This window comes from Asaia sp. BMEF1 (genome assembly GCF_051628905.1).
Taxonomy (GTDB): Bacteria; Pseudomonadota; Alphaproteobacteria; order Acetobacterales; family Acetobacteraceae; genus Asaia.
In genome coordinates, this window is the sequence record NZ_CP157575.1 from 1,491,991 (window position 1) to 1,515,191 (window position 23,201).

General features: G+C 60.7%; 19 protein-coding genes and 1 riboswitch. Of the genes, 17 read left to right on the forward strand and 2 right to left on the reverse strand.

Annotated features, from left to right (window positions below; translation table 11 throughout):
* Positions 1-627 precede the first annotated feature (627 nt).
* Both ABHV46_RS06420 and ABHV46_RS06425 read left to right on the forward strand, forming a co-directional pair.
* Positions 628-2,367 carry a glycoside hydrolase family 68 protein gene (locus tag ABHV46_RS06420; protein WP_438383787.1) on the forward strand — a complete coding sequence of 580 codons (1,740 nt, stop codon included), beginning with the start codon at positions 628-630 and terminating at the stop codon, positions 2,365-2,367.
* Positions 2,368-2,427: 60 nt separating this feature from the next.
* On the forward strand, positions 2,428-4,074 hold the full coding sequence (locus tag ABHV46_RS06425; protein ID WP_438384292.1) for a glycoside hydrolase family 32 protein: 1,647 nt from the start codon (positions 2,428-2,430) through the stop codon (positions 4,072-4,074).
* Positions 4,075-4,082: 8 nt separating this feature from the next.
* On the opposite strand, the gene ABHV46_RS06430 is transcribed toward ABHV46_RS06425, so the two are convergent.
* Entirely contained in the window at positions 4,083-4,493 is a 411-nt protein-coding gene (locus ABHV46_RS06430) for a lytic transglycosylase domain-containing protein (RefSeq protein WP_438383788.1), read from the reverse strand.
* Between the two features lie 32 nt (positions 4,494-4,525).
* Between ABHV46_RS06430 and gspG the strand changes: the two genes are divergently transcribed.
* From gspG to ABHV46_RS06495, 13 genes are all read left to right on the forward strand, one after another.
* Entirely contained in the window at positions 4,526-5,002 is a 477-nt protein-coding gene (gene gspG, locus ABHV46_RS06435; protein WP_438383790.1) for a type II secretion system major pseudopilin GspG, read from the forward strand.
* 8 nt (positions 5,003-5,010) lie between these two features.
* Complete coding sequence (locus ABHV46_RS06440) at positions 5,011-5,790, forward strand: prepilin peptidase (RefSeq protein ID WP_438383792.1); 780 nt, start codon at positions 5,011-5,013, stop codon at positions 5,788-5,790.
* Positions 5,783-7,468: a GspE/PulE family protein gene (locus tag ABHV46_RS06445; RefSeq protein WP_438383794.1), complete on the forward strand. Its 1,686-nt coding sequence runs from the start codon at positions 5,783-5,785 to the stop codon at positions 7,466-7,468. Before ABHV46_RS06440 ends, ABHV46_RS06445 begins: the two co-directional genes overlap by 8 nt.
* A gap of 4 nt (positions 7,469-7,472) precedes the next feature.
* The gene (locus ABHV46_RS06450; RefSeq protein ID WP_438383797.1) at positions 7,473-8,699 is read left to right on the forward strand and encodes a type II secretion system F family protein; all 1,227 of its coding nucleotides are present in this window, start codon (positions 7,473-7,475) and stop codon (positions 8,697-8,699) included.
* Entirely contained in the window at positions 8,689-9,111 is a 423-nt protein-coding gene (locus ABHV46_RS06455; protein WP_438383799.1) for a pilus assembly FimT family protein, read from the forward strand. The genes ABHV46_RS06450 and ABHV46_RS06455 overlap by 11 nt, the downstream gene beginning before the upstream one ends.
* Positions 9,112-9,119: 8 nt before the next feature.
* Positions 9,120-9,518 (forward strand): PulJ/GspJ family protein, encoded by a 399-nt coding sequence (locus ABHV46_RS06460; protein WP_438383800.1) that lies wholly within the window; start codon positions 9,120-9,122, stop codon positions 9,516-9,518.
* Complete coding sequence (locus ABHV46_RS06465; protein WP_438383802.1) at positions 9,515-10,102, forward strand: prepilin-type N-terminal cleavage/methylation domain-containing protein; 588 nt, start codon at positions 9,515-9,517, stop codon at positions 10,100-10,102. The genes ABHV46_RS06460 and ABHV46_RS06465 overlap by 4 nt, the downstream gene beginning before the upstream one ends.
* Before the next feature lie 19 nt (positions 10,103-10,121).
* Entirely contained in the window at positions 10,122-11,243 is a 1,122-nt protein-coding gene (locus ABHV46_RS06470) for a PilN domain-containing protein (RefSeq protein WP_438383803.1), read from the forward strand.
* Positions 11,240-11,833: a type II secretion system protein GspM gene (gene gspM, locus ABHV46_RS06475; protein WP_438383805.1), complete on the forward strand. Its 594-nt coding sequence runs from the start codon at positions 11,240-11,242 to the stop codon at positions 11,831-11,833. The genes ABHV46_RS06470 and gspM overlap by 4 nt, the downstream gene beginning before the upstream one ends.
* Positions 11,830-12,390, forward strand: a complete 561-nt coding sequence (locus tag ABHV46_RS06480) for a hypothetical protein (RefSeq protein WP_438383807.1) — start codon at positions 11,830-11,832, stop codon at positions 12,388-12,390. The genes gspM and ABHV46_RS06480 overlap by 4 nt, the downstream gene beginning before the upstream one ends.
* On the forward strand, positions 12,387-14,753 hold the full coding sequence (gene gspD, locus ABHV46_RS06485) for a type II secretion system secretin GspD (RefSeq protein ID WP_438383810.1): 2,367 nt from the start codon (positions 12,387-12,389) through the stop codon (positions 14,751-14,753). The genes ABHV46_RS06480 and gspD overlap by 4 nt, the downstream gene beginning before the upstream one ends.
* Positions 14,750-15,565 (forward strand): general secretion pathway protein GspK, encoded by an 816-nt coding sequence (locus tag ABHV46_RS06490; RefSeq protein ID WP_438383812.1) that lies wholly within the window; start codon positions 14,750-14,752, stop codon positions 15,563-15,565. The genes gspD and ABHV46_RS06490 overlap by 4 nt, the downstream gene beginning before the upstream one ends.
* Positions 15,566-16,105: 540 nt before the next feature.
* Positions 16,106-19,168 carry a TonB-dependent receptor domain-containing protein gene (locus tag ABHV46_RS06495; RefSeq protein ID WP_438383813.1) on the forward strand — a complete coding sequence of 1,021 codons (3,063 nt, stop codon included), beginning with the start codon at positions 16,106-16,108 and terminating at the stop codon, positions 19,166-19,168.
* A 15-nt stretch (positions 19,169-19,183) separates the two neighbouring features.
* On the opposite strand, the gene ABHV46_RS06500 is transcribed toward ABHV46_RS06495, so the two are convergent.
* Entirely contained in the window at positions 19,184-20,254 is a 1,071-nt protein-coding gene (locus ABHV46_RS06500; RefSeq protein WP_438383815.1) for a HoxN/HupN/NixA family nickel/cobalt transporter, read from the reverse strand.
* A 94-nt stretch (positions 20,255-20,348) separates the two neighbouring features.
* Positions 20,349-20,560: riboswitch (cobalamin riboswitch) on the reverse strand.
* 198 nt (positions 20,561-20,758) lie between these two features.
* On the opposite strand from ABHV46_RS06500, the gene ABHV46_RS06505 reads away from it, so the two are divergent.
* Positions 20,759-22,129 carry an NAD-dependent succinate-semialdehyde dehydrogenase gene (locus tag ABHV46_RS06505; protein WP_438383817.1) on the forward strand — a complete coding sequence of 457 codons (1,371 nt, stop codon included), beginning with the start codon at positions 20,759-20,761 and terminating at the stop codon, positions 22,127-22,129.
* A gap of 130 nt (positions 22,130-22,259) precedes the next feature.
* Positions 22,260-23,123, forward strand: coding sequence for an SDR family oxidoreductase (locus ABHV46_RS06510; protein ID WP_438383820.1), 864 nt, complete (start codon positions 22,260-22,262; stop codon positions 23,121-23,123).
* The last annotated feature ends 78 nt before the right edge of the window (positions 23,124-23,201 follow it).

The following is a 23,201-nucleotide window of genomic DNA, read 5'->3' on the forward strand; positions in this document are numbered from 1 at the left end:
CTCCTCCTGAAAAAACCTCATGTGCATTCCCTAGCTCGCTGAGAGCGCGCAGCGTTGCGCGAGCCCGTCTGTCGCTTGTACTGCCACGATGCTTCGTCACTTGTTGCAACCTGCTCTCGTCCAGCTAGCGAACGGATACAAACCGTCCGCCCCTCCGTCGGGACCCACGCACTCAGCTGGCTGACGCACCCTCGCATGTCCAATTGATTTCTCCAGATAAATAAATCGGAACCGAAATATTCACAGAAGACAAAACCGAAATATAGCGGAACATATATAGAATATTGAAAACCAAACTCGAAAAACTCACCGGTTCTATAATTTTTTATTTATGATCTATAAAAAAATATCATAAACCATATCAAATTAAATAACATTGAAAATTTATGCATCGTCTATATATTGAAAGTAATGGACAACAGGAATAACGCCTTTTATCGCCTCAAAACGGTCAGCTTTTTGCCATTAAACTGTCGTTAAAGTGAGATTGACTCTCATAACAGATCCGTGATCAAGTCCTCGAGCGATGAACGGCCGGGGCCATTGGTCTTCGACAAAAAATCTCCCATCCCTCATTGCGACTTCGCAGAACGCCTGCGCCGGACAATCTCACATTTCGAGGGCGATATGACGAACAAATCCAGAACGAGATCACTGCTCACCCTGTTGCTCGCCGGTTCCACGGTCGCAACATTCGCGGGCCAGGCGGCCCACGCGCAGATCAGCCCGGATGCCTTGCGTGAGGCATTTCGCGTGGCACCGCACCCCGGCATGATGCCTCATGGTGGTCGTCTTTTCCCCGGCAGCTCGCTCAATGGCGTGCCCGGCTTCCCGCTTCCAACCGTTCATACGCAAAAAGCCTATGACCCGCAGGACAGCTTCACGGCCAAATGGACCCGTGCAGACGCCATGCAGATCAAGGCGCATTCCGACACGTCGGTTGCCGCTGGCAAGAATTCGCTGCCGCAGCAGCTCGTCATGCCCGATGTCCCGGCCGATTTCCCGGCAACCAATCCCGATGTGTGGGTCTGGGACACCTGGACTCTGATCGACAAGAAAGCCAACCAGTTCAGCTATAATGGCTGGGAGGTCATTTTCTGCCTGACCGCCGACAAGAATGCCGGATATGGGTTCGATGATCGTCATACCCATGCCCGTATCGGCTATTTCTACCGCCGCGCTGGCGTACCAGCGAGCCGCCGTCCGACCAACGGCGGATGGATCTATGGTGGCCATCTGATCCCGGAGGGCGCGCAGGAGCAGGTTTTCGCAGGAACAGATTACACCATCACAGCCGAATGGTCGGGCTCGATGCGCCTGATCGACCCTACGAGCAACAAGGTTTCGCTGTTCTATACCGACATGGCCTTCAACCGGAACTCTGCCGGGCAGGACATTACGCCTTCACAGGCTGTGATCACCCAGAGCCTTGGCCAGATCCATGCCGATTTCAACCATGTCTGGTTCACCGGCTTTACGAAACATACGCCTCTGCTTCGTCCTGACGGCGTTCTGTACCAGAACGGCGCGCAGAACCCTTATTACAATTTCCGCGATCCGTTCACCTTCGAAGACCCGAAGCATCCGGGTACGAACTACATGGTGTTCGAAGGCAATACGGCTGGCCAGCGTGGCACGGCAGATTGCTCCGCAGAAGACCTCGGCTACCGTGCCAACGACCCGCACGCAGAAACCGTGCAGCAGGTACTCGCAACCGGCGCCTATTACCAGAAGGCCAATATCGGCCTCGCGATTGCCGAGGATTCCTCGCTGTCAAAATGGAAATTCCTGCCGCCACTGGTTTCGGCCAATTGCGTGAATGACCAGACCGAGCGTCCCCAGATGTATATCAAGGACGGCAAATATTACATCTTTACCATCAGCCATCGCACCACTTATGCAGCCGGTGTCGATGGGCCTGACGGCGTCTACGGTTTTGTCGGTAACGGCATCCGCAGCGACTTCCAGCCCATGAATTACGGCTCGGGCCTCATGCTCGGCAACCCGACCGATCTCAACGAGGCGGCTGGCACCGATTATGATGCCAACCCGAACCAGAACCCGCGCGCCTTCCAGTCCTACTCGCATTACGTGATGCCGGACGGGCTCGTGGAATCCTTCATCGATACGGTAGAAGGGCGTCGTGGCGGCGCGCTGTCACCGACGGTCAAGGTGCGCCTGCGTGGCGATGCGTCGGCGGTCGATACGCGTTATGGCGATAACGGTCTTGGTGGTTATGGCGACATCTCTGCCAATCGCGCCGCGATCAATGTGGTCGGGTTCATCCAGGATCTGCTGAGCCAGAAGAGCCAGCTCGGGTCGGATACGAACATGCGCATGCGCTCCTTCCTCAACACGAGCCAGTAACCTCAGGCCCGGTCTGCGCGTTACAACGCGCAGACCACACTTCCCTCGATCTGGCAGGTGATGATGCTGCGGCGCGCTTCCGTTTTTCCCCGTCCGATACGTCGTCCAACCCATTCTTCCAGCAGATTGCTCTGCGGTCTTGCCACGACACTAGGCCTCGCCCTCCAGGGCTTTGCTCCAGGATTGGCCGCAACCACCACAGGCGCCCCACCTGTTACAGCATTCTGGCGGCCCGCCCTGCATTATACGCCCTCTGCCCATTGGATGAACGACCCAAATGGTCCGTTCTTTCTCAACGGCACCTGGCATCTTTATTACCAGTACAATCCTGAAGGCATGGTTTGGGGGCATACCTCCTGGGGTCATGCGACCAGCTCCGATCTGCTGCACTGGCAGGAACAGCCCATCGCACTGTCCGCCACGCCCGGCCACGACATTTTTTCAGGCTCGGTCGTCTATGATCGTGATAATCATTCGGGCCTTGGTTCGACCGGCTCCCCGCCTCTGCTTGCGCTCTATACCACGGTGTTCAGCGGCGATCCGGCGCATCCCGACGGCACACAAGCGCAGTCTGTCGCGCTGAGCCTCGATCAGGGCCGCTCCTTCGTGCCTCATGAGGGCAACCCGGTTCTGACGCTTCACCCCGATTCCAGACAATTTCGAGACCCGTCCGTCACCTGGTACGCCCCGGGAAAATTCTGGGTCATGACGACCGTGGTGGCCGACGCGCAGGTCGTGAAGCTCTATCGCTCGACCGATCTTCTGCACTGGGATTTTCTGAGCGATTTCCAGCCCTCGGGATATCGCAAACCCGGCATGTTGTGGGAAATGCCCTGCCTCATCCCCCTGCCTCTCGACGGCAATGAGCGCGATCTGCGCTGGGTCATGATCGTCAGCGTCAATCCGTGGAGCATCGCTGGCGGGTCGGGCGTGCAGTATTTCACGGGGCATTTCGATGGCACACGCTTCACCTCTGACACGCTGCCAAAAGAGGGCTCCGACCCTGCTGCCTATCACTGGCTTGATCACGGCGCGGATAATTATGCCGCCATACGCTTTGCCAACACGCCCGATCAAAGCCCGCGTCTGATCAGCTGGATGAGTAACTGGGCCTATGGAGAGCACCTTCCTACTGCACCCTGGCGCGGCCAAATGACACTACCCGTCACTCTTTCGCTGCACAGCGATCACGGCCAAATCGCCCTGCATCAGAACCCGACGCCCGAATACGAGCATTTCGCGCAGGCGCATCCGGGCCGGAATTTCACGGCGCGGCGCCTCGCCGCCGGGTCGAGCTGGCATCTGGGCATAAAAAGCAGCGTGCAGGATATGACCGTGACCCTGAGCAGCACCGGCAAAGGCAAGGCGGGTGTCGTGCTGCGTCAATCAGCAGACAGGAAAGAGGGGACCCGCATCAGCTATGATTTCGGCACCCATCTTCTGACCCTCGATCGCAGCCATTCAGGAAAAACCGATTTTTCGCCCGATTTCAGCCTTGTTCATATTGCCCAATTGGCGCCACGGAACGATACGATAACGCTTCATATCGTGGTCGATCGCAGTTCGGTCGAGGTTTTCGCCAACGGAGGAGAGTTGCGCATGACAGATCTGATCTTCCCGCGTGAAAGCAGCAACGACATGACCCTTTTCGCCACTGACGCCCCAACCCTCATCAACGCTCTTCATGTTGCGGATCTGAGCCCCTGAAAGGGCGCTCAGGGATGCAGAGGCTGGAAAAGGCGCCGTGCCGAGCCCAGCACCCGCTGCTGATAGGCCAGATTGAGGGTGAGCGTATGCGAATGATAATTGCCGATCGCACGCATCAGATCGCCATGGGTTTCGTTCAGGTAAAGACGCATGATCGCACCTGCCGCGCTGATATTGTAACAGGGCTGGGTCAGGAGCTTGCGGTAAACGAGAGCGGGGGCAGCGTGTGTGAAGCGCGCAATCGGCCCCACCCAGCGCGTATTGACCTGCATCAGCCCCAGATCGTCCGTTCCGTTACTATTATGATGCACAAGGCCGCTCTGCCCGTTTTCGACCGCCAGGATAGAAGGCAGGATCCGGGGCGGCAGGTGATACAGAGACGCCACAAAAATCATGCAGCTGGCATAGGCGACCGCCATGGCCCTTCCTTTTTAAATCGGGATCGATTCTGATGCGCTTTTTCAGCACGGTAACACAATCATGCAAGGCGCGAGCGCCAAAAACCTGCCGCGAGCCCGGAACGGAAGAGAGCGGTTTTACCCTGCTCGAATTGCTGGTTGTGATTGCCATTCTCGGCCTTCTGATCGGACTCGTCGCCCCTGCGGCCCTGCGCCAGCTTGGCGGCGCGCGTAATTCGGTCGCCCATCAATCCATCCAGCGTCTAGGCGAGGTTCTCGATCTCTATCGCCTCGACATGGGTAATTATCCCAGTTCGGAGGAAGGACTGCACGCTCTGATCGAACGCCCTCAAGGCGCCGAAAACTGGAACGGCCCTTACCTGAAGGATGGCGCAGAGCCCAAAGACCCGTGGCACCATCCCTATCTCTACGCTGCCCCCTCAGAGCGACCGGGCCATGAATACGATCTGTGCTCCGGAGGAGCGAAGAACGTCACAAACGATCGCGCCGCCATGATCTGCAATCCGTGAGGTGCGCCATGATGGCCTTTCCGCCCACCACAACAGCCCTCGTTATTGCTTCCCCCTTTATAGGGTCGTTTCTCGGCGTACTGGCCTGGCGGCTGCCAGAGGGCCGCTCGCCGTTTTTCAACCGGTCCCGGTGTCCGTTCTGCAACAACGCGCTGAGGGCTGTCGAACTCATACCGCTTGTCAGCTACATCGTGCAGAAAGGCAGGTGTCGGCGGTGTAAGGCGCCGATCGACAAATTTCATCCCCTGATGGAAGTCGCAGCCCTGCTCGTTGCGGGAAGTGCCGATCTGGCAACGCATTTCGACCCGGTAGGTGACGACCCGGCGCGGATCATGGCTCAGGGATGCCTTTTCGGCTGGGTGCTGCTCTTGCTGGCGGCCATCGATCTGCGCAGCCACACCCTGCCCGATTATCTGACCCAGCCTCTTCTCGGTGTCGGTCTTCTCTTCGCAGCCCTTCAGGGCAGAACGAATTTCCATGTTCACACACTCACTGCCCTGCTCTCATGGCTCGCCTTCGAAGGGGTGGCGACGCTTTATCGCGCCCTGCGTCATCGCGAGGGGCTTGGGGGGGGCGATGCGAAGCTGATCGCCGCTGGCGGCGGTTGGCTGGGCCCTCTTCTCTTGCCTGAGATCGTCTGTTCTGCCGCGATCATGACTCTCATCGCCGCCGCTATCAGCACGCGAGGCAAGCTGAAAGGCGCCATGAGAATCCCTCTTGGCCCTGGCCTCTCTCTCGCTCTCTGGGGTGGCTGGCTGATCGAAACCTCGGGCCTCGCCTATGCCTGAACAGGCACTCAATGCCCTCTCTGCTCTGCTCGTCGAAACCGGACGCTGCGACCGCCGCGCCATAGACCGTGCAGAACGCGCGGCCGAACAGAATGGCGGACGGCTGGACCAGATCCTGCTTCAGCTCGGTCTCGTCTCCGAAGTCCTTATGGCGGCAAGCTATGCCGAGCTACTGGCCCTGCCACAGGTTTCTGCCGTACATTATCCGTCAGAGCCCGTATTGCCCGAGGCTCTTTCGCCGCGTTTTCTGCGCGACGCACATGTTGTGCCGTTGGCCGTTGAAGGCTCTACGCTGCGCCTTGCAATGCGCGATCCGCTCGACAGCTTCACCCCCGAAGCGCTCGGGGCCGCGACCGGCCTGACCATCGCCCCCCATGTCGCCCTGCCGCTCGAACTCGAAGCGGCACTGGATCGGCTTTATCCCAAAGAGACGCCCGGGCCTGCCAGCGACACGACCGATGAGGCCCCGCTCGAAGACGATGCAGAACGGCTGAAAGATCTTGCCTCCGAGGCGCCAGTCATACGCCTCGTCAACCAGATCATCAGCCGCGCCGTCGAGACGCGCGCATCCGATATCCATATCGAGCCATTCGAAGACAGGCTGCGCGTGCGCTATCGCTATGACGGCGTTCTTCATGAGGTCGAGACGCTCTCGGCGCAGCTCATTCCGGCCATTCTCTCACGCGTCAAGATTATGGCGCGGCTCGACATCGCCGAGCGGCGCCTGCCCCAGGATGGACGCATCAAGCTCGCCGTACGTGGCCATGAAATCGATTTTCGTGTCTCGACCATACCCTCGCTTCACGGCGAGACGCTCGTGCTGCGCGTGCTCGACCGCTCCAGCGTGCGCTTCGACTATGCGACGCTCGGTCTTGCTGACAATCTCGTCGCCAGATTGCGTGACCTGCTGGCGCTGCCCAATGGTATCGTGCTGGTCACCGGCCCCACCGGCTCGGGTAAAACCACGACGCTCTATACCGGGCTGACAGACCTCAACGCCGTCACCCGCAAGCTGGTCACGATCGAGGATCCGATCGAATATCAGCTTGCGGGCATCAATCAGGTGCAGGTCAAACCCCAGATCGGGCTCAGCTTTGCAGCGCTGCTACGCTCCATCCTGCGTCAGGACCCCGATGTGATCATGCTGGGCGAAATACGCGATAACGAGACGGCCCAGATTGCGGTCCAGGCCGCGCTGACCGGTCATCTGGTCCTGTCCACGCTGCACACGAACTCTGCCTCCGCCGCCGTAATCCGGCTGCGCGATATGGGGGTGGAAGATTATCTTATGACCGCCGTACTGCGCGGTGTTCTGGCACAGCGTCTGGTCAGAAGGCTCTGCCCGCATTGCAAGACAAGCTACACGCCGCCTGAAGCATTGATCGACCGGCTGGGCCTGAACGACCTCACGAATGGCGCATCCGTTACGCTGTATCAGGCGACGGGCTGCCCGCATTGCCGACAGACGGGCTATCTGGGTCGCCTTGCCATTGCGGAGTTGCTCGAACCCGATGAAACCATCGAGAAGCTGATTTTCGAGCGCGCCGACCATCTGGCCATCGAACGCGCCGCCATCGCTGCCGGAATGGAACCGCTTTTCACGGCAGGCCTGAGGGCCGCTCTGGCAGGGGAGACCACGATAGAAGACGTGACGCGCAGCGTCCGCGCCACGGTCTGAGCGCGTGGCGACCTACGCCTATAAAGCCATAGATGCCCAGGGCGCGCTGCTGAGCGGATCGCTCGACGCCCAGAACGAGGCCGAAGCGGTTGCCGCCCTGCGTCGCCTTGGGCACATCCCCGTCACGCTCGGCCCGTCGCGTCCCGGGGGGCTGAACCAGACGCTCTCCGGCTTGTCATTTTCTTTCTCGCGACGCGACCTGACGCGCAGCGAACTGTCCAACCTCACGCGCGAGCTCGCCGTGATGCTGGGCGCCGGACAGGATATCGACCGAGCCCTGCGTTTTCTGATCGAAACCGCGCAGGGCTCCCGCCCAAAGGCGGTTCTGAACGCCGTTCGAGACCGGCTGCGCGACGGGCGGGCCCTGCATCTGGCGATGGGCGCTGCGCCGAAAAGCTTTCCGAGGCTCTATCTCGGCATGGTACGCGCGGCCGAAGCCACGGGCGATCTGGCGCCCACCATGGAGCGCCTCGCCACGCTGCTCGAACGCGAACGCGCTCTGGCGAGCACCGTGCAATCGGCCATGATCTATCCGGCCATTCTCAGCCTTGCCGCCATCGGTTCGGTCACGCTGTTGCTGACGAAAGTCCTGCCGCAATTCACGCCGCTCTTTGCACAGAATGGCGTCGCCCTGCCTGCCTCTACGCGCTTGCTGACCGAAACGGGCGCATTGATCGGCCATTATGGCGTGTTCGGCCTGATCGGCATCGGGATTATGGCGCTTGTTGCGCGCTTTCTTCTCGCCCGGCCCGATATAAGGAGCGTGGTCGATCGCCTGATTTTGCGCCTGCCCGGAATCGGCGCGCTGAGTCGTGAAATTCTGGCGGCCCGCCTGGCACGTATTCTGGGCACGCTTTTGGTCAATGGCGTGCCGCTTCTGGCCGCGCTGGATATCGTGCGCGAGGCTTTGGGCAACCGGGCGGCGATTGCGGCCGTCGATGCTGCAACAGACAGCGCCAAGCAGGGGGCAGGACTTTCGGGCACGCTCGACCGGGCCGGGCTCTTCCCGCGTCGGCTGATCCATTTGCTGCAACTTGGCGAGGAAACGGCACAGCTCGGCCCCATGGCGCTGCGTGCCGCCGATATCCATGAGGAACAGGCCCGTATCGCCATACAGCGCCTTGTGGCCATTCTCGTACCGGCCATCACCATCGTGATGGGGTTGATGGTGGCCGGTATCGTCTCTTCGCTGCTTCTTGCCATGCTGAGTCTGAACGATCTTGCGCAGTAAAGGCCGCGCCGAAAGCGGCTTCACCCTTCTCGAAATGCTGGTCGTGCTCGCCATCATGGGGGCACTCGGGGCGATGCTCGTCGCACGCGGTCCTTCCCATTCCGCCCGTCTCGAACTGCGCGGCGCGGCGCGCGAACTCGCTGCCGGTCTGCGCGAAGCGCATATACGCGCCCGTTATTCCGGCAAGGCACAGATCTTTTTCATCGACCCGGCGCGGCAAAGCTACGGTACCGTCGGTGCTGTACCGCATGGCCTGCCGAAAATCGGGTTTCTGCCCGTCACCCCCAGCCGCTTTGTCTTTTACCCCGATGGCAGCGCTGCCGGTCCGGTCGTAACGCTTGTCAGCGGTCCGAGCCGTATCACCCTTGGCGTCAACTGGCTGACCGGCGCCGTGGAGGCCCGCGGCGGATGAAACAGCACATGAGGCAGAAACTGGATCACGAGGCAGGATTTACGCTGATCGAGGTGCTGATCGCCTTCATCATCGTCATGCTTTCTCTCGGCGTGCTCTATCGCGGCATGCTCGACGGGGTGGGCGCCACCCATCTGGCGAATGCCACTCACGAAGCGCTGTCGCGCGCGCAATCGCATATGGCGGCCATAGGCCATGGCATGCGCCTTGGCGCCTATGTGCAGAGCGGCGATGATGGCAGTGGCTTCCATTGGCGGGTTGTGATGACCCCCCAGCAGAGCGCTGCCAGCAGGGTGCTCTATCATGTTGCCGTGACGGAATCCTGGCCCGACCCGATGACCGCCTCGGGGCGCCGGGCGCTTACCCTCACCACGCTCCGCCTCGGCCCCCCGGAGACGCCGCCATGAGCGGGGGCCGACAGAAAGAAGCGGGTTTCACCCTGCTCGAAATGCTGCTCGCTCTAGTCGTATTCTCGATCGTGATGCTGGTGCTGCGTCAGGGTTTCGATGCCGCCACACGCGTGTTCGAGAAACAGCGCACAACTCTCTCTGCGCAAGGCGATCTGGGAGCGATCGATCGCTTTCTGCGCCAGACGATTGCCACTGCCGATCCGGGTGCGGGACAGGACGGGCCGCTTTTTGTCGGCAGGCCGCATGGGCTGGTTCTGCGTGGGCCTGCGCCTCATGCCCTCGACGACCGCCCCGAGGCACGCGCCGATATGCGACTCTCTGTTGATGAAGCGCACCGGCTTGTGCTGATCTGGACACCTCACCGACACGTGATCGAACCTGCCCCACCGCCCCGAACCCGCCTTCTTCTCGAAGGTCTCACCGCACTCGATTGCAGCTATTATTCAGACGGACACTGGAACACGACATGGTACGGCAACAAACTGCCCCAGCTTGTGCGGCTGCGCCTGATTTTCGCGAAAAGAGACCCCCGTCACTGGCCCGATATCGTCGTCGCTCCCCTGCTCGACCCCATGCCATGAGGGCGGAGACGGGCCCCTCATGACGCTTCGCCTGTTTCTGCTCTGGTGGGGGCGGCAGCTTTTCTCCCTGATCCCGCAACGGCTCAGGGAAGGCCGCTTCATGCCGGCCAGACCCGTTCTGTTTGCCCTGCCGCAAGAGACCCATCTCGATCTGACCCTGTCCTTTCGCGATCGGACAACGGCGCTCGGCAGGCTGGGCCTCTCCGATCATGAAGACAGCGAAACACGGTCACGCTGCCAGAGCGCGCTGAAAAAGACCTCGCGCCCGGCACGGCTGATTCTGGTCCTGCCTGATACGCAGATTATGCAGCGCAGCGTAACCCTGCCTCTGGCAGCCGAAAACGACCTGCGAACCGTGCTGGGTTTCGAGATGGACCGCCTCACCCCTTTCCCTGCGGAGACGCTTTTCTGGGGCCACGCCGTGACGCAACGCGATCCGGCCCAGAGGACCGTCAAGCTCAGCCTCTCCCTCGCGAGGCGAGCCGTCGTCGAGCCGCTTCTGGCGCCACTCTCGGCGCTGGGCCGCACGCCCGATACGCTTGAAAATGCCAGCGGCACAAAGCGCATCGCGCTCTCGCCACGGCGAGGCGCACAACGTTTCGGTCTGTCGGACCCGCGCCGTCTGGCCGGGGCGAGCGCCGCTCTGATGGTGGTCGCGCTTATCGGCCTGGCCTTCTGGCAGCAATCGCTGCGTCTTGGCAGGCTCGAAACCGAAATCGCCACGCTCCGCCCTGACGCTCTGCAAGCGAGCGCCCTGCGCCATCAGATCGAAGACCATCGGGCGGAAGCCGGAATCGTGCAGGGGGCGCATAAACGCTGGGGAGACCCGCTCGAAATTCTGTCGGCGCTGACCGACGCCCTATCGGACCGAACCTATCTCACCGATCTGAGCCTCAGACAGGGGCAGTTGCTGATCAGCGGTCAATCCATCGAACCAACAGCTCTTATCCAGACCCTGAGCCGCATGCCGCTTTTTCGTAATCCTGCCTTTATAGCCCCGGTGACGCATCTCACGGGACAAAGCGCCAGCCAGTTTTCGCTCCGAATCGATATCGGCGCGGCGAAAGGCAGCACGCCCGGAAACGGTGCGCCCAGAAGCGATACGCCAAGAAATGACACATCGGGGGGCGACACGCCATGAAGGTGTCGTCTTCCTCGCTTCCCGAGGGCCGTCGCGGGCAGATACTCGCCAGCGCTCTGCTCGTGATGACGCTTATCCTGACCTGGAGCCTTGCGCTCGGCCCGATCCTCGACGTGTACGCCACCCGTGCGCATCGCATCGCTGCCGCAGAGCAAACGCTGGACCGCATGCGCCATCTGCAGGAAATTCTACCGCATCTGCGCCTCTCTGCAGCGCGTCTCCCGCAGGGCGGCTCGCGTTTGATAGAGGGCAGCAGCGATGCCATTGCCGGTGCGAACCTCCAGGATCTGGTCCAGAAGATCGCCACCGATCAGGGCGCCGATCTCGGCAGCAGCGAGACTCTTCCTCCTGTCAAAGACGGGCATTATCGGCGTGTCGGGCTGCATATCACGTTGACAGCGCCCTATGCGGTTCTGGTGCGTGTGCTGACGTCATTCGAAACCAGTGCCCCGGCCATGGTGAGCGACGCGCTGCATCTGCATGCAGCCGAAAGCGAGGGCGCCGCGCCCGACAGCATGAGCTGCGATATGAGCGTTTTTGCCTATCGTCGTGAAACGAGCATCGCCTCGTCGAAAGGAGGCACCCCATGATGGGCGTGCGTCGCCTCTGGCTGCTTTCCCCTCTCCTGGCCTCTCCTCTGCCGGTCGCCCTGCTCCCAGTCTCCCTGTTCCCAGTCTCCCTGGCAGCTCCTGCGCTTGCCGCGTCACAGAACCCGTTGACGGAGCCGCTCGCCAAGCAGGAGATCATACTGGCGCGCCCGCTTTTCACCTCAACCAGGCGACCGCCCCCGAGCAATGCCATGGTGGCAGGCACGCCAAGGCTGTCTGCAATTATCGACGGGACCGGGCAGCAACGCGCTATTTTCATGCTGCCCGGCCGCGAGCGCGGCGTCATCGTGCCGGTGAACGGCGTCATCGGCGCGTGGCAGGTGATCGGCATAGAACACGGTGCCGTGCGCATCAGGGATGGGCATGGCGAGAGACTGTTACGCCCTGACCGTGAGCGGCCTGGCCCTGAGCCCATCGAGCCTGACGCTGCGGATCAGCTCCCCTTCGCCCCCGCATCGCAGGCTCCTCAACGCCCCGAGACCGATTTCGCACCGCCCGCCTCCTCTCTCGACAACGCTACACCAGGTATGCCCCAATGATTTTCCAGCCTCGCGCTTTCTCCCGCCTTCGCCTTCCCCGCGCGCGCGCTGTGACCCTCGCCTCAAGCACGGCGCTCTGTGCCGCGATGCTTCTTTGTCTGTCGGGCTGCGACAAGGGGCCGCCGAAGGTCAAACCGCTCGGCGGCCCCCTGCCTCTCTCGGGTATGTCGCAGGATATGTCAGAGGGGCGCCTCGCAAACGGAACCACACCGGGACAGGCCCAGACCAGTCTCGGTCGGGCGGCCTTGCCCAGCCTGCCGGTTGCGGGCAGCACGACCGGTATCGGCCAGATTTCGCTCAATTTTGCCGATACCGATATTCGTGACGCGGTCGCACAGATCCTGAACGATATTCTGCATGTCAATTACGCCATTGACCCGTCGGTAAAGGGACAGGTCACGCTGCGTACCAGTGAACCTCTGACCAATGCGCAGGTCCTGCCTGCCCTTCAGGTACTGCTCTCTCAGGTTCATGCGGTCCTGATCCATGCGGACGGGCTTTATCGCGTCGTCCCCAGCCAATCGGCGCCGGGGGCCGCACAGGGGGCCGCTGCGGGCATGGCCGACAGCCTGTCGATGGGCGGCGAAGTGATGGTGGCGCTGCGCTATGCGCAGGCCAGCAATCTGGCTCATGCGCTGCAACCTTTCGTGCAGAATGGCGCGCGAGTCACCCCGGTCGAGAGCGGCAATGCGCTGCTCGTAAGCGGCGATCCTTCGGCGCGCAATGCGCTGATCGAAGTCATCAGGGCTTTCGATGTCGACTGGCTGAGCGCGCAATCCTACGCCCTGCTACCGGTCGATTCCGGCACTGCCAAGGATATGGCGACGGCGTTGCAAAGCGCCCTGCACGGCACGAACAACTCGCTCTCGCAACTCGTGCAGGTTTTGCCGCTGAGCCGCGTCAACGCCGTGCTCGTAGTCTCGCGCACGCCACGTTATATCGAAGATGCTAGGCGCCTTTTTTCCCTGATCGAGCGTCACAGGCGCGCAACGGTGCGAAGCTGGCATATCTTCTATGTGCAGAATTCCAGCGTGAACGATGTCACCTACACGCTACAACAGGCCTTCACCCCCGAAAACGTCACAGCAATGCCCCCCGGCAGCACGGGCGGTGCGGGTCAGAACACGCAGACAGGGTTTACGGGTGCCATGTCCAGCGCCATGGGTGGCGGCGCGGGCGGTGGTGCTGGCGGGCTTGCAGGCGGTCTGACAGGCAATCAGGGCACGGCTGGGCTCGGCGGCAACGGCACGACAGGGCTCGGTCAGAATACGGGTCAGAATACGGGCCAAAACGCTCAGGGCACCCAGCAGGCGGCCATGAACAACCCTTTGCTCGGCGGGCTCGACAACAGCGGAACCGGGGGAGAGAGAAATACCGATACGCTGCGTATTCTCTCCAACGCACAGCATAATGCCATTCTTGTTTTCGCCACCGATCAGGAGAGCGACGAGGTCGACCAGATGCTACGGCGCATTGATGTCATGCCGCTTCAGGTGCGTATCGATGCCGTCGTGGCCGAGGTGCAGCTCAATGACGCCCTGCAATACGGCACGCAGTTCTTTTTCAAATCAGGCGGCATAAACGGGGTTCTGAGCGGCAACAGCCAGAGCATCACGGCAGGCACACTGGCAACGGCCGCGTTCAGCCATACGCTGCCCGGCTTCATTATCGGCGGGGCGAGCGGTGGCGGCGCTCCGTTTGCGATCGACGCGCTCCAGAACGTCACGACCGTGCATGTGCTGTCCTCGCCGCAGCTTATGGTGCTCGACAACCGCGCGGCGCGTCTGCAGGTCGGTCAGCTCGTCCCGGTACAGATCGGCTCGCAATCGAGCACGATCGGCACCTCGGTCTATAACCAGTTCACCTATCAGCCGACGGGGGTGATCATGGAAGTGACCCCCCATGTCAGCCAGAGCGGTCTGGTGACGCTCGATGTCTCGCAGGAGGTCAGCTCCGTCAGTGCCAATGCCGCGAGCAATACCAGCAGTGCGGCAAACCCCACCTTCAACGATCGCTCCGTCAATTCGCGCGTCGTGGTGCAGGACGGTCAGACAGTGGGCCTCGCCGGTCTGATTACCGAGAATTCGAGCCGCGCCAATAGCGGCATCCCCTGGCTCAAGAATATTCCCGTGCTCGGCTTTCTGGCCGGAAGCCAGAACAATAATCGCCAGCGCACCGAATTGCTGATCCTGATCACGCCGCATGTCATTCATGACCAGCGCGAGGCGGTCGATCTGATGGAAGATCTGCGCGACACCCACCCCAACGCCGCCGATGTGCCCAATGAGCTGACGCCCATGCATGGCACAGGCAGCGCCGACCCGCAAAAGCGCATTCGCGAGAGCCTCAGGCTGGATCATTGAGCGCAACGCGAAGACAGCGCGAGGGCGGTTTCGCCCTGCTTATCACGCTCTGGACGCTGGCCGGGCTGTCTTTTCTCGTGGCTATGGTCCTGGCGCAAGCCGGGTCGGAACTACGCGAGACGCGCCTTCTCCGCCTCACCACCCAGATGGATAGCCTTGCCGAGGGAGGAGTCTGGGCCGGCGTCTTTCATGAGCTTGGCCCGGAAAAAACCCGTTGGAGCGCCGACGGCACCCCGCACAGGCTGATGCAGGATGGCATGACGCTGACGATATGGGTGCAGTCGCAAGCCAGCCGCGTCAACCCGAACACGGCCCCGCGCCCGCTCCTGGCAGCGCTCCTGCAACAGAGCGGGGCAGCACCCGCACAGGCCGATGGCCTCGCGGGCAATCTCGTCGCCTGGCGCAACAGAAGCCAGGGCGACGACCCGAGTGAGCAAAGGCGCTATCTGGCCGCGGGTCTGCCCTACAGGCCGCCTCATGCGCCCTTCCAGACACTTCAGGAGCTGGCGCTCGTACCCGGAATGACCCGGCCATTGCTCGATACTCTGCGCCCGCATCTCTCGCTGACGCAGACAGAAGATCTCCGCCTGCCCATAACCGATCCATTCACCCGTGCTGCCCTCGCCCGCTCGGGCATCGCGCCTCTGCCCACGCTCAAGCCGGGTCAAACGCACGCCTCAAGCGTCGATATCGTCGTCAGGGTCGAAGACGGTCAGGGAGGTTCTGTCGAACGCCGGGCTGCTTTCCTGCTCACAAACGACACTGGGCGCAGCGCCCCGACAATTCTGAGGCTGGCACAAGGGATGCCTTGAGCGGGATTGCATGGATGATGTCACGCAAGCACTGATCGATATATCCTATGAGCTCCGGCAAGATCGTCCACTTCACCCTCCGCTATCTGCCGTTAAGATAAAATCGCATGCGCCTCGGTTGCGTATAAAAACACATTGGCCAACAGCGTCTTCTGTATGATGAGGAAGTATCGGCAACCTCCCAGGACGGTCGTTGATATGTCGCGTAGTGCGACCCGTGGGACTGCCAGACCACGCCAAACCGTGATGATTATACAACATAGTCAGGCATTTCATCGAGCGAGATGCGAGACTGGTTTTGCTACACCCTGAATAGGCCATAGGTAACGAAATCCAAATCTCAGAGCGAGTGATGAGGCCAAATCGATGAATTTCCCCGGACCAATGGCAACTCTGGGCACTCATCGTAAAAAAACCCTCACGCTGGCTGTCGCTACTGTGATCGGCAGCACGCTGCTTTGTTCAGGCGCGTTAGCCAATACCAAAGCGAAACAACGTCCTATGGCCGCGAAAAGAACCGTTACAGATACCGCAAAACCTATGACTGCCCCGACGCCGCGAAGCGTCAAAGCCAATACTCTTGCCACTTTGCTTCCCGCCTCTCCCCCCGCAACCGAAATGCTCTATGTTACGGGCACGAGGCTTAGCCAGTCGCGTCTGACCAATGTCATGGCAGGCACCACCCTAAGCGGCGAACAGGTGCAGCGACGTGGCTATCTCGATCTCGGCCTGGCACTTCTGCGCGAAAACCCTGCGGTCAGTGTCGGCGATAATTCCCCGATCGGCACACAGAACAGTTTTGGCGCCGGACAGTCTTTCGTCAGCCTTCTCAATCTAGGCTCGCAGCGCACCCTGACCCTCATAGACGGTATGCGCATGGGCGGCGGCGCCACGGCCTCGATCTACGGTGTCGGGCCAGGTTCCGAAGTCGACATCAGTGCCCTGCCCACCTCATTGATCAAGACCATCGACACGCGCCTTGGAGGCGCTGGCGCCGCCTACGGCGCCGACGCCGCAGCGGGTGTGATCAATTACGAGCTCGACGATCATTACAAGGGCGTCTCACTCAACGCACAGGGCGACTGGTCGCAGAAACTCGATAATGCCTCCGAGAAAATCGCTTTCAAGGCGGGCACCGGCTTCGATCACGATCGCGGCGGGCTGGTTTTCGACGTCGAATATCGCAACCAGGCAGGGATGCTCGCCAGAGACCGACCCGACAGTTTCGGTGAGAACGCCGTCATCTATCATCGTGCCGCTTTAGGGCAGAACTCGCCCTATGATTTCGTACTGGGCTCGGGCACGCGCTATATCCAGAGTTCCTTGACCGGCATGCCGACACTGACCGGGGCTTACGGCGACCTCCCGGTTTATGGTGGCGTCTATGGTTCAGCCTATGCCGGGTTGGCCAATGCTGGCATCGCCGATGCCAATGGCACCCCCCTCGTCTTCAGCCAAAACGGCCAGGCCCTCGTGCCCTTCAACAGCGGCACCCTTCTCAAAGGCGATAACGCGCTGGGCATCGGCGGGGACGGGATAGCATTGCGCAATTACATTCAGATGCGCACACCGACCGACAAACTCAATCTCACCCTGCTCGGCCACTACGATTTTACCGAGCATCTCCACGCCACCTGGCAGGGTTGGTATGCCAGAGGCAGTTCGGAGAATCAGGTCAATAACGGGACGTTCAGCAGCGCCGTCTTCAATGACGCGCTTACCCCCAACACTGAGGGCTCGCGCAGCAGCAGCTATTTCACCGAAGGCGTAACAAACGGCCCGCTCGCACTCAGCACTGATAATCCCTACCTCACCAGCGCCGAAAGCAGCACCATCAAAAGCGCGCTCGCCGCCAACGGGCTGCCAACCGATCAGTTTTATCTGAACCGTCTCAATCAGGATCTCGATACCGGCTATTTTCGCACCACCTTGCAGATGTTCCGCTTTCAGGGCGGCCTGCACGGCGATTTCCGGGCAGCAAACCGCCAGTTCAGCTGGAAGATCCGTGGCGAATATACGCGATATACCAATGTTACAACGCAGCCCGCTCTGGTCGTGCCCAATCTGGTAAATGCGCTGAACGCGGTACGCGCAGCCGATGGGACGATCGAATGCGCCCCTGGCTATGAAAACGCTCCCATTGCTACACGCAGCAGCGTCTGCGCCCCGCTCGACCCGTTCGGCTATAACCAGATGACACAAGCCGCGCGCGACTATGTGACAGCGATCGAACGCTCGACGAACCGTAACACGCAGCGCGACCTGCAGGCCGAAATCAGCTCCACCGTTTTTCGCCTTCCCGCCGGGGATATACGCTGGGACCTCGGCTACGAACACCGGCGCGAAGCCTATCATTTCAACCCCGGCGCCTATCTGAGCGGCTGGGAGCAGGCAGATGGCACCGTGCTGCAATACGGCAATGATGCCGTCCTTCCCTCTACTGGCGGCGCCTATCACACACACGAAGCTTTCGGGGAGCTCGATATTCCGCTGGTCTCGCCCGGTATGCAGCTACCCGGCGCCTATCATTTGTCGCTGACGGCAAATGGTCGCCTTACCTATAACAGCATTACCGGCGCTTACTGGACGTATATGCTCGGTGTCTCATGGTGGCCCATGCGCGATTTCGGGCTAAGCGGCAATTACGCCGTTTCGGTTCGCAACCCTTCTGTCGGCGAACTCTATTCGCCACGCGCAACCGACTATGAAAGCGGCGTCGATCCGTGCTCGGATGTCGGTCTGACTTCCGGCCCCAATCCGGCTTTGCGCATGGCAAACTGCGCCAAGGCGGGACTGGCCCAACCTTTCACCTCCAATTTCAATTCCTATTCCGTGCCCGGCACAGCGGGCGGCAATGCGCATCTACGTAATGAACGTTCGAAAAGCTACACAGGCAGCCTGGAGTTCAGGCCATATTTTTTCAGAGGCTTCGATATGAAGACCTCTTTCGTCGATGTGAAGATCGCCGATGCCATTACCTATCTGAGCGCCAGCAACCTGCTCGATGCCTGCTATGATTCGGCGAGTTACCCCAGCAATGCTTTCTGCTCGACCTTTATTCGCGACAGTTCAGGACAGATCAGTTCGTTCGAGGCGGGCTATTATAATATTGCCAGCTATGAAACGCAGGCCTTGCAGACGACTCTCGCCTATGTCCTGCCGCTGAAAAGGCTCGGCCTACCGGAGGAAGCTGGTATAATCGATCTGCAAGGCAATTACGTTCATTATCTGAAAAGCCAGCAGAATTATCTCGGCAGCACTTATGCTCTGGTCGGCAATACCAGTTCTCCCAAAGATAATTTCACGCTCAACACCAACTGGCAGCGTGGCGCGTTCAGCGCACAGTGGCAGACAATGTGGTACGGGCCGAGCCTCTTCATGCTACAGGTGCCCTCCACGCGTTATGAGGCCAACCGGCGCCCCGCTTTCGCGCAGTTCAATCTTTCGCTTGGCTATGCGGTCACGAAAAATCTTTCCACGAGCTTCGTGATCAACAATATCACCGACGCCCTGCCGAAAAACGCCGGCATCTATAACCTCACCCGTTATTACGAGGCCCTGATCGGCCGCAGCTTCCAGATGCGCATCGGCGCCAGCTTCTGAAGCCCAGCAACACGCTCACTCAGGATTGGGGGGCGACACCCGAAGTTCACCCCGGCGGCGTCTGTCGACGCGGTAGAAAACAAGCGACAGCATCCAGGCCAGAACGAAAAGACCGATCACGATGAAACCGATCTGATTGAAACTGTCGCTGACCAGCGAAACGAGCTGCCAGAAACGCCCCTCGAAGCCGATCTCATCCCCCAGAAGTTTCAGGGTTTCGATACTGCCGATCCCTACCGCGACGATGACCGAAATCAGGGTGATGATGATATTGTAGCGCAGCTTGCGTAGCGGATCGACAAACGCCCAGCGATAGGCGCCAAGCATCAGCACGCCATCGGCCGTATCGATCAGCGCCATACCGGCTGCGAAAAGTGCCGGGAAGATCATGATCGTCGCGATCGACACGCCATGGCTCGCCTGAGACGCTGAAAGACCGAGCAATGACACCTCGGTGGCCGTATCGAAGCCCAGTCCGAACAGAAAACCGAGTAGCACCATGTGCCAGCTTTTCGAAACCAGCCGGAAAAGCGGCGTCAGCAGGCGCGCCAGCACGCCGCCTCTGGCTAGCAAGGCGTCGATATCGATCTCCTCGACAGCACCGCCGGCCTTCACATGACGCCAGGCACGCCATGCGCCACGCAAAACGATAAAATTCGTTATGGCCAAGGCAAACAGAAAACCTGCCGAAATCAGCGTGCCGGTCACACTGCCGATATCGCGCCAGGCGCTGAAACGATCCTGCATGGCCTGAGACAACACCGCCGTACCCAGCGCCGCCAGCACGACGATAAGGGAATGGCCTATTGCAAACCAGAATCCGGTCAGCAGCGGCTGGCGTCCCATCTGGATGAATTTTCGCGTCACATTATCGATCGAAGCGATATGATCGGCATCGACCGCGTGGCGCAGCCCGAAGCCATAAGCCAGCAGCGCATTGCCAAGCAGGAGCGGCCTGTCGCGCAGCAGGACGAAGCTCCAGACCCAGAGCGCCAGATTGGCCAGTATCAGACACAGACCAAGCACGGAAATACGCAGACGAAGGCTTTTCTCCGAGGTACCCGCATCACTCGGTGCCTTTGTCATGACCGGGCCTCTCTTCGGCGGAATTGTGATGGGCGGCTGACTGTCTGATCGATCAAAACCCTGTCTCCGGCTGCCGGATCGACCCGCCCGGCGGCGATGGCAAAAGACGAAGGCAGGTCTCCTGGCTCGCGGGTCATCATGGCCTGCGCCTTCCCGGAATCATGCCTCCAGTGGCTCATGCAGGCACTCGCCGCTCACAGTTGCGGGGACAGCTGCCGCCTCGAACCCGACCGATTACCGGTCTGCCAGTCCGCTCGGCATTCCCTTTTCGCTCGCTTGCGCGAGACCTTCGACAAGCAGGGACGTAACCACCCGCAAGCCCGAATGCCAAGCGCATTTCGCACCGCGACGTCGTAATTTTCAATGGCTCAAAGAAAGCGATGGCAGGTCTGACGTGCTTTGTCGCGTTACACCCCACGCAACCATCCTGCTGCTCGCCCTTTTCTAGATCATGCCGATCCCCCGACCGAGAGGAAGGGGGTCCCCCCAGAAGGAGCCACCACGATGAGCCTTTATCGGACAATCAACCCGTCAACCGGCAAGACCGAGCGCGAATTCGAGCTTCACACCAAGGCTCAGGCCTTCGAGAAACTCGAAAACGCGCACTCGGTCTACAACAGCGACTGGCGCCATCGCAGCTTTGCCGATCGCAAGGCCATTATGCTCAAGGCCGCGCAGATCCTTGAGCAGAACAAGGAAAAATACGCGCGCCTCATCGCCATCGAAATGGGAAAAGTGCTGCCGGAATCCATCGCGGAAACCGAGCTTTCAGCGAAAATCCTGCGCTACTACGCCGAAAATGCCGAGAAATTTCTCGCCCCACGCGAGATCGCGGTGGAGAAGGGCCGCGCGACGGTTCTGAGCCAGTCTCTCGGTGTCATCTACTGCGTCGAGCCCTGGAATTTCCCGTACTACCAGCTCGCGCGTGTCGCCGGCCCCAACCTCATGGCGGGGAATGTCGTCCTTGCCAAGCACGCCCCCGGAGTACCGCAATGCGCGCTCGCTTTCGAGGCGCTCTTCCTCGAAGCCGGGGCGCCGAAGGGTGTCTGGACCAATCTCTTCATCGATAACGACGTCTCCGAAGAGCTGATCGCCCGCCCCGAAGTGCGCGGCGTCGCCCTGACCGGCAGCGAGCGCGCTGGCAGCGCTGTGGCCGCTCAGGCGGGCAAGGCGCTCAAGAAGACCACGCTCGAACTCGGCGGTTCCGATCCGTTCATCGTGCTCGAAGACGCCGATCTCGACGAGGTCATTCCCAACGCCGTCGCGGGCCGCATGTCCAATAACGGCCAGGTCTGCACCGCAGCCAAGCGCATGATCGTGCATCAATCCCTTGCCGATGAGTTCGTGCGCCGCCTTTCGGACGCGATCAGCGAATTCCGCTACGGCGACCCGCTGGAACAGGGCGTGACCCACGGCCCGATGAGCAGCGAAAACGCCATGAAGCTCGCATTGAGCCAGGTCGAGAAGGCCGTCTCCAACGGCGCGAAACTCGTCACGGGTGGCAAGCGGCTCGATCGCGAGGGCTTCTTTATGCAAGCCGCTCTTCTGACCGGGGTGACCAAGGACAACCCGATTTTCTACGAAGAGATCTTTGGCCCCGCTGCCATCGTCTACCCCGTCGCCGATGACGATGCTGCCATCGCGCTCGCCAATGACTCGCCCTATGGTCTGGGTGGCTCGATCCATACCAGCGATGTCGAGCGTGGCCGCAAGCTCGCCGAGCGTATCGAGACCGGCATGGTGTTCATCAACGAGCCGACCGGTACCGCCCCCGAGCTTCCCTTCGGTGGCGTCAAGAACTCCGGCTATGGCCGCGAGCTTTCCTCGAACGGCATCGAGGAATTCGTCAATCACAAGCTGATCCGTTCGGCCTGATCGACGCGTCAGATATCGGGGGCTCCCGCCCCTGATATCCTTTGCCATGAAACTTCACCTCACGGTTTCGCGATGAACACAGGCAGGCCACGCGCCGCGTCCTTCCTTCCCCCGCACGAAGGCATTCATCATGACGAATTTCCCCAGGCCGCCTTTCGACACCCCCCTTCAGGACCGCATCCCCGGTCAGACCGACGCCATGACGCCACTGCCTGATCACGGCGAAAGCAGCTATGAAGGATCAGGCAGGCTCGAAGGCAAGATCGCCCTCATCACTGGCGCCGATTCAGGCATTGGCCGTGCCGTGGCCATCGGCTTCGCACGCGAAGGCGCGGATATCGCTCTCTCCTTTCTCACCGAGGAAGAGAAGGATGCCCGGGAAACGGCAAGCTGGGTTGAAAAGGCCGGTCGTAAGGCGCTCCTGCTCCCCGGCGATCTTAAATCGCGCGAGATCTGCAAATCCGTCGTCAACGACACCGTGGCCGCGTTCGGACGCATTGACGTGCTCGTCAACAACGCAGCGTTTCAGGTCGAGCGCCTTGCTCTGGAAGATATTTCCGAGGATGAGTGGGACGATACCTTCGCCACGAATATCGGTGCGACGTTCCGCCTGACACGCCATGCCGTCGCACACATGAAGAGCGGCGCTTCGATCATCCATACCATCTCGGTCAACGCTGACAGCCCCAAGCCGCGCCTGCTGGCCTATTCCGCCACCAAGGCCGCCATTCAGAATTTCAGCGGCGGTCTGGCCCAGCTACTCGGCGAGAAAGGCATCCGCTCCAACACCGTGGCCCCCGGCCCGATATGGACTCCCCTCATCCCGGCTACGATGCACGGCGACCACGTCCACGAATTCGGCGCCGACACCCCGCTCGGCCGTCCCGGCCAACCGGTAGAACTGATCGCGCCCTATGTGATGCTTGCCAGCGACGAAGCCAGCTATATCTCAGGCGCCACCATTGCCGTAACGGGCGGCACGCCGGTTATCTGAATGTCTGGGGCTCCGCCCCAAACCCTGCCAAAGGGCCGTCGCCCTTTGGAAAACTTCTACCAGGGATGAAAGGGGCGT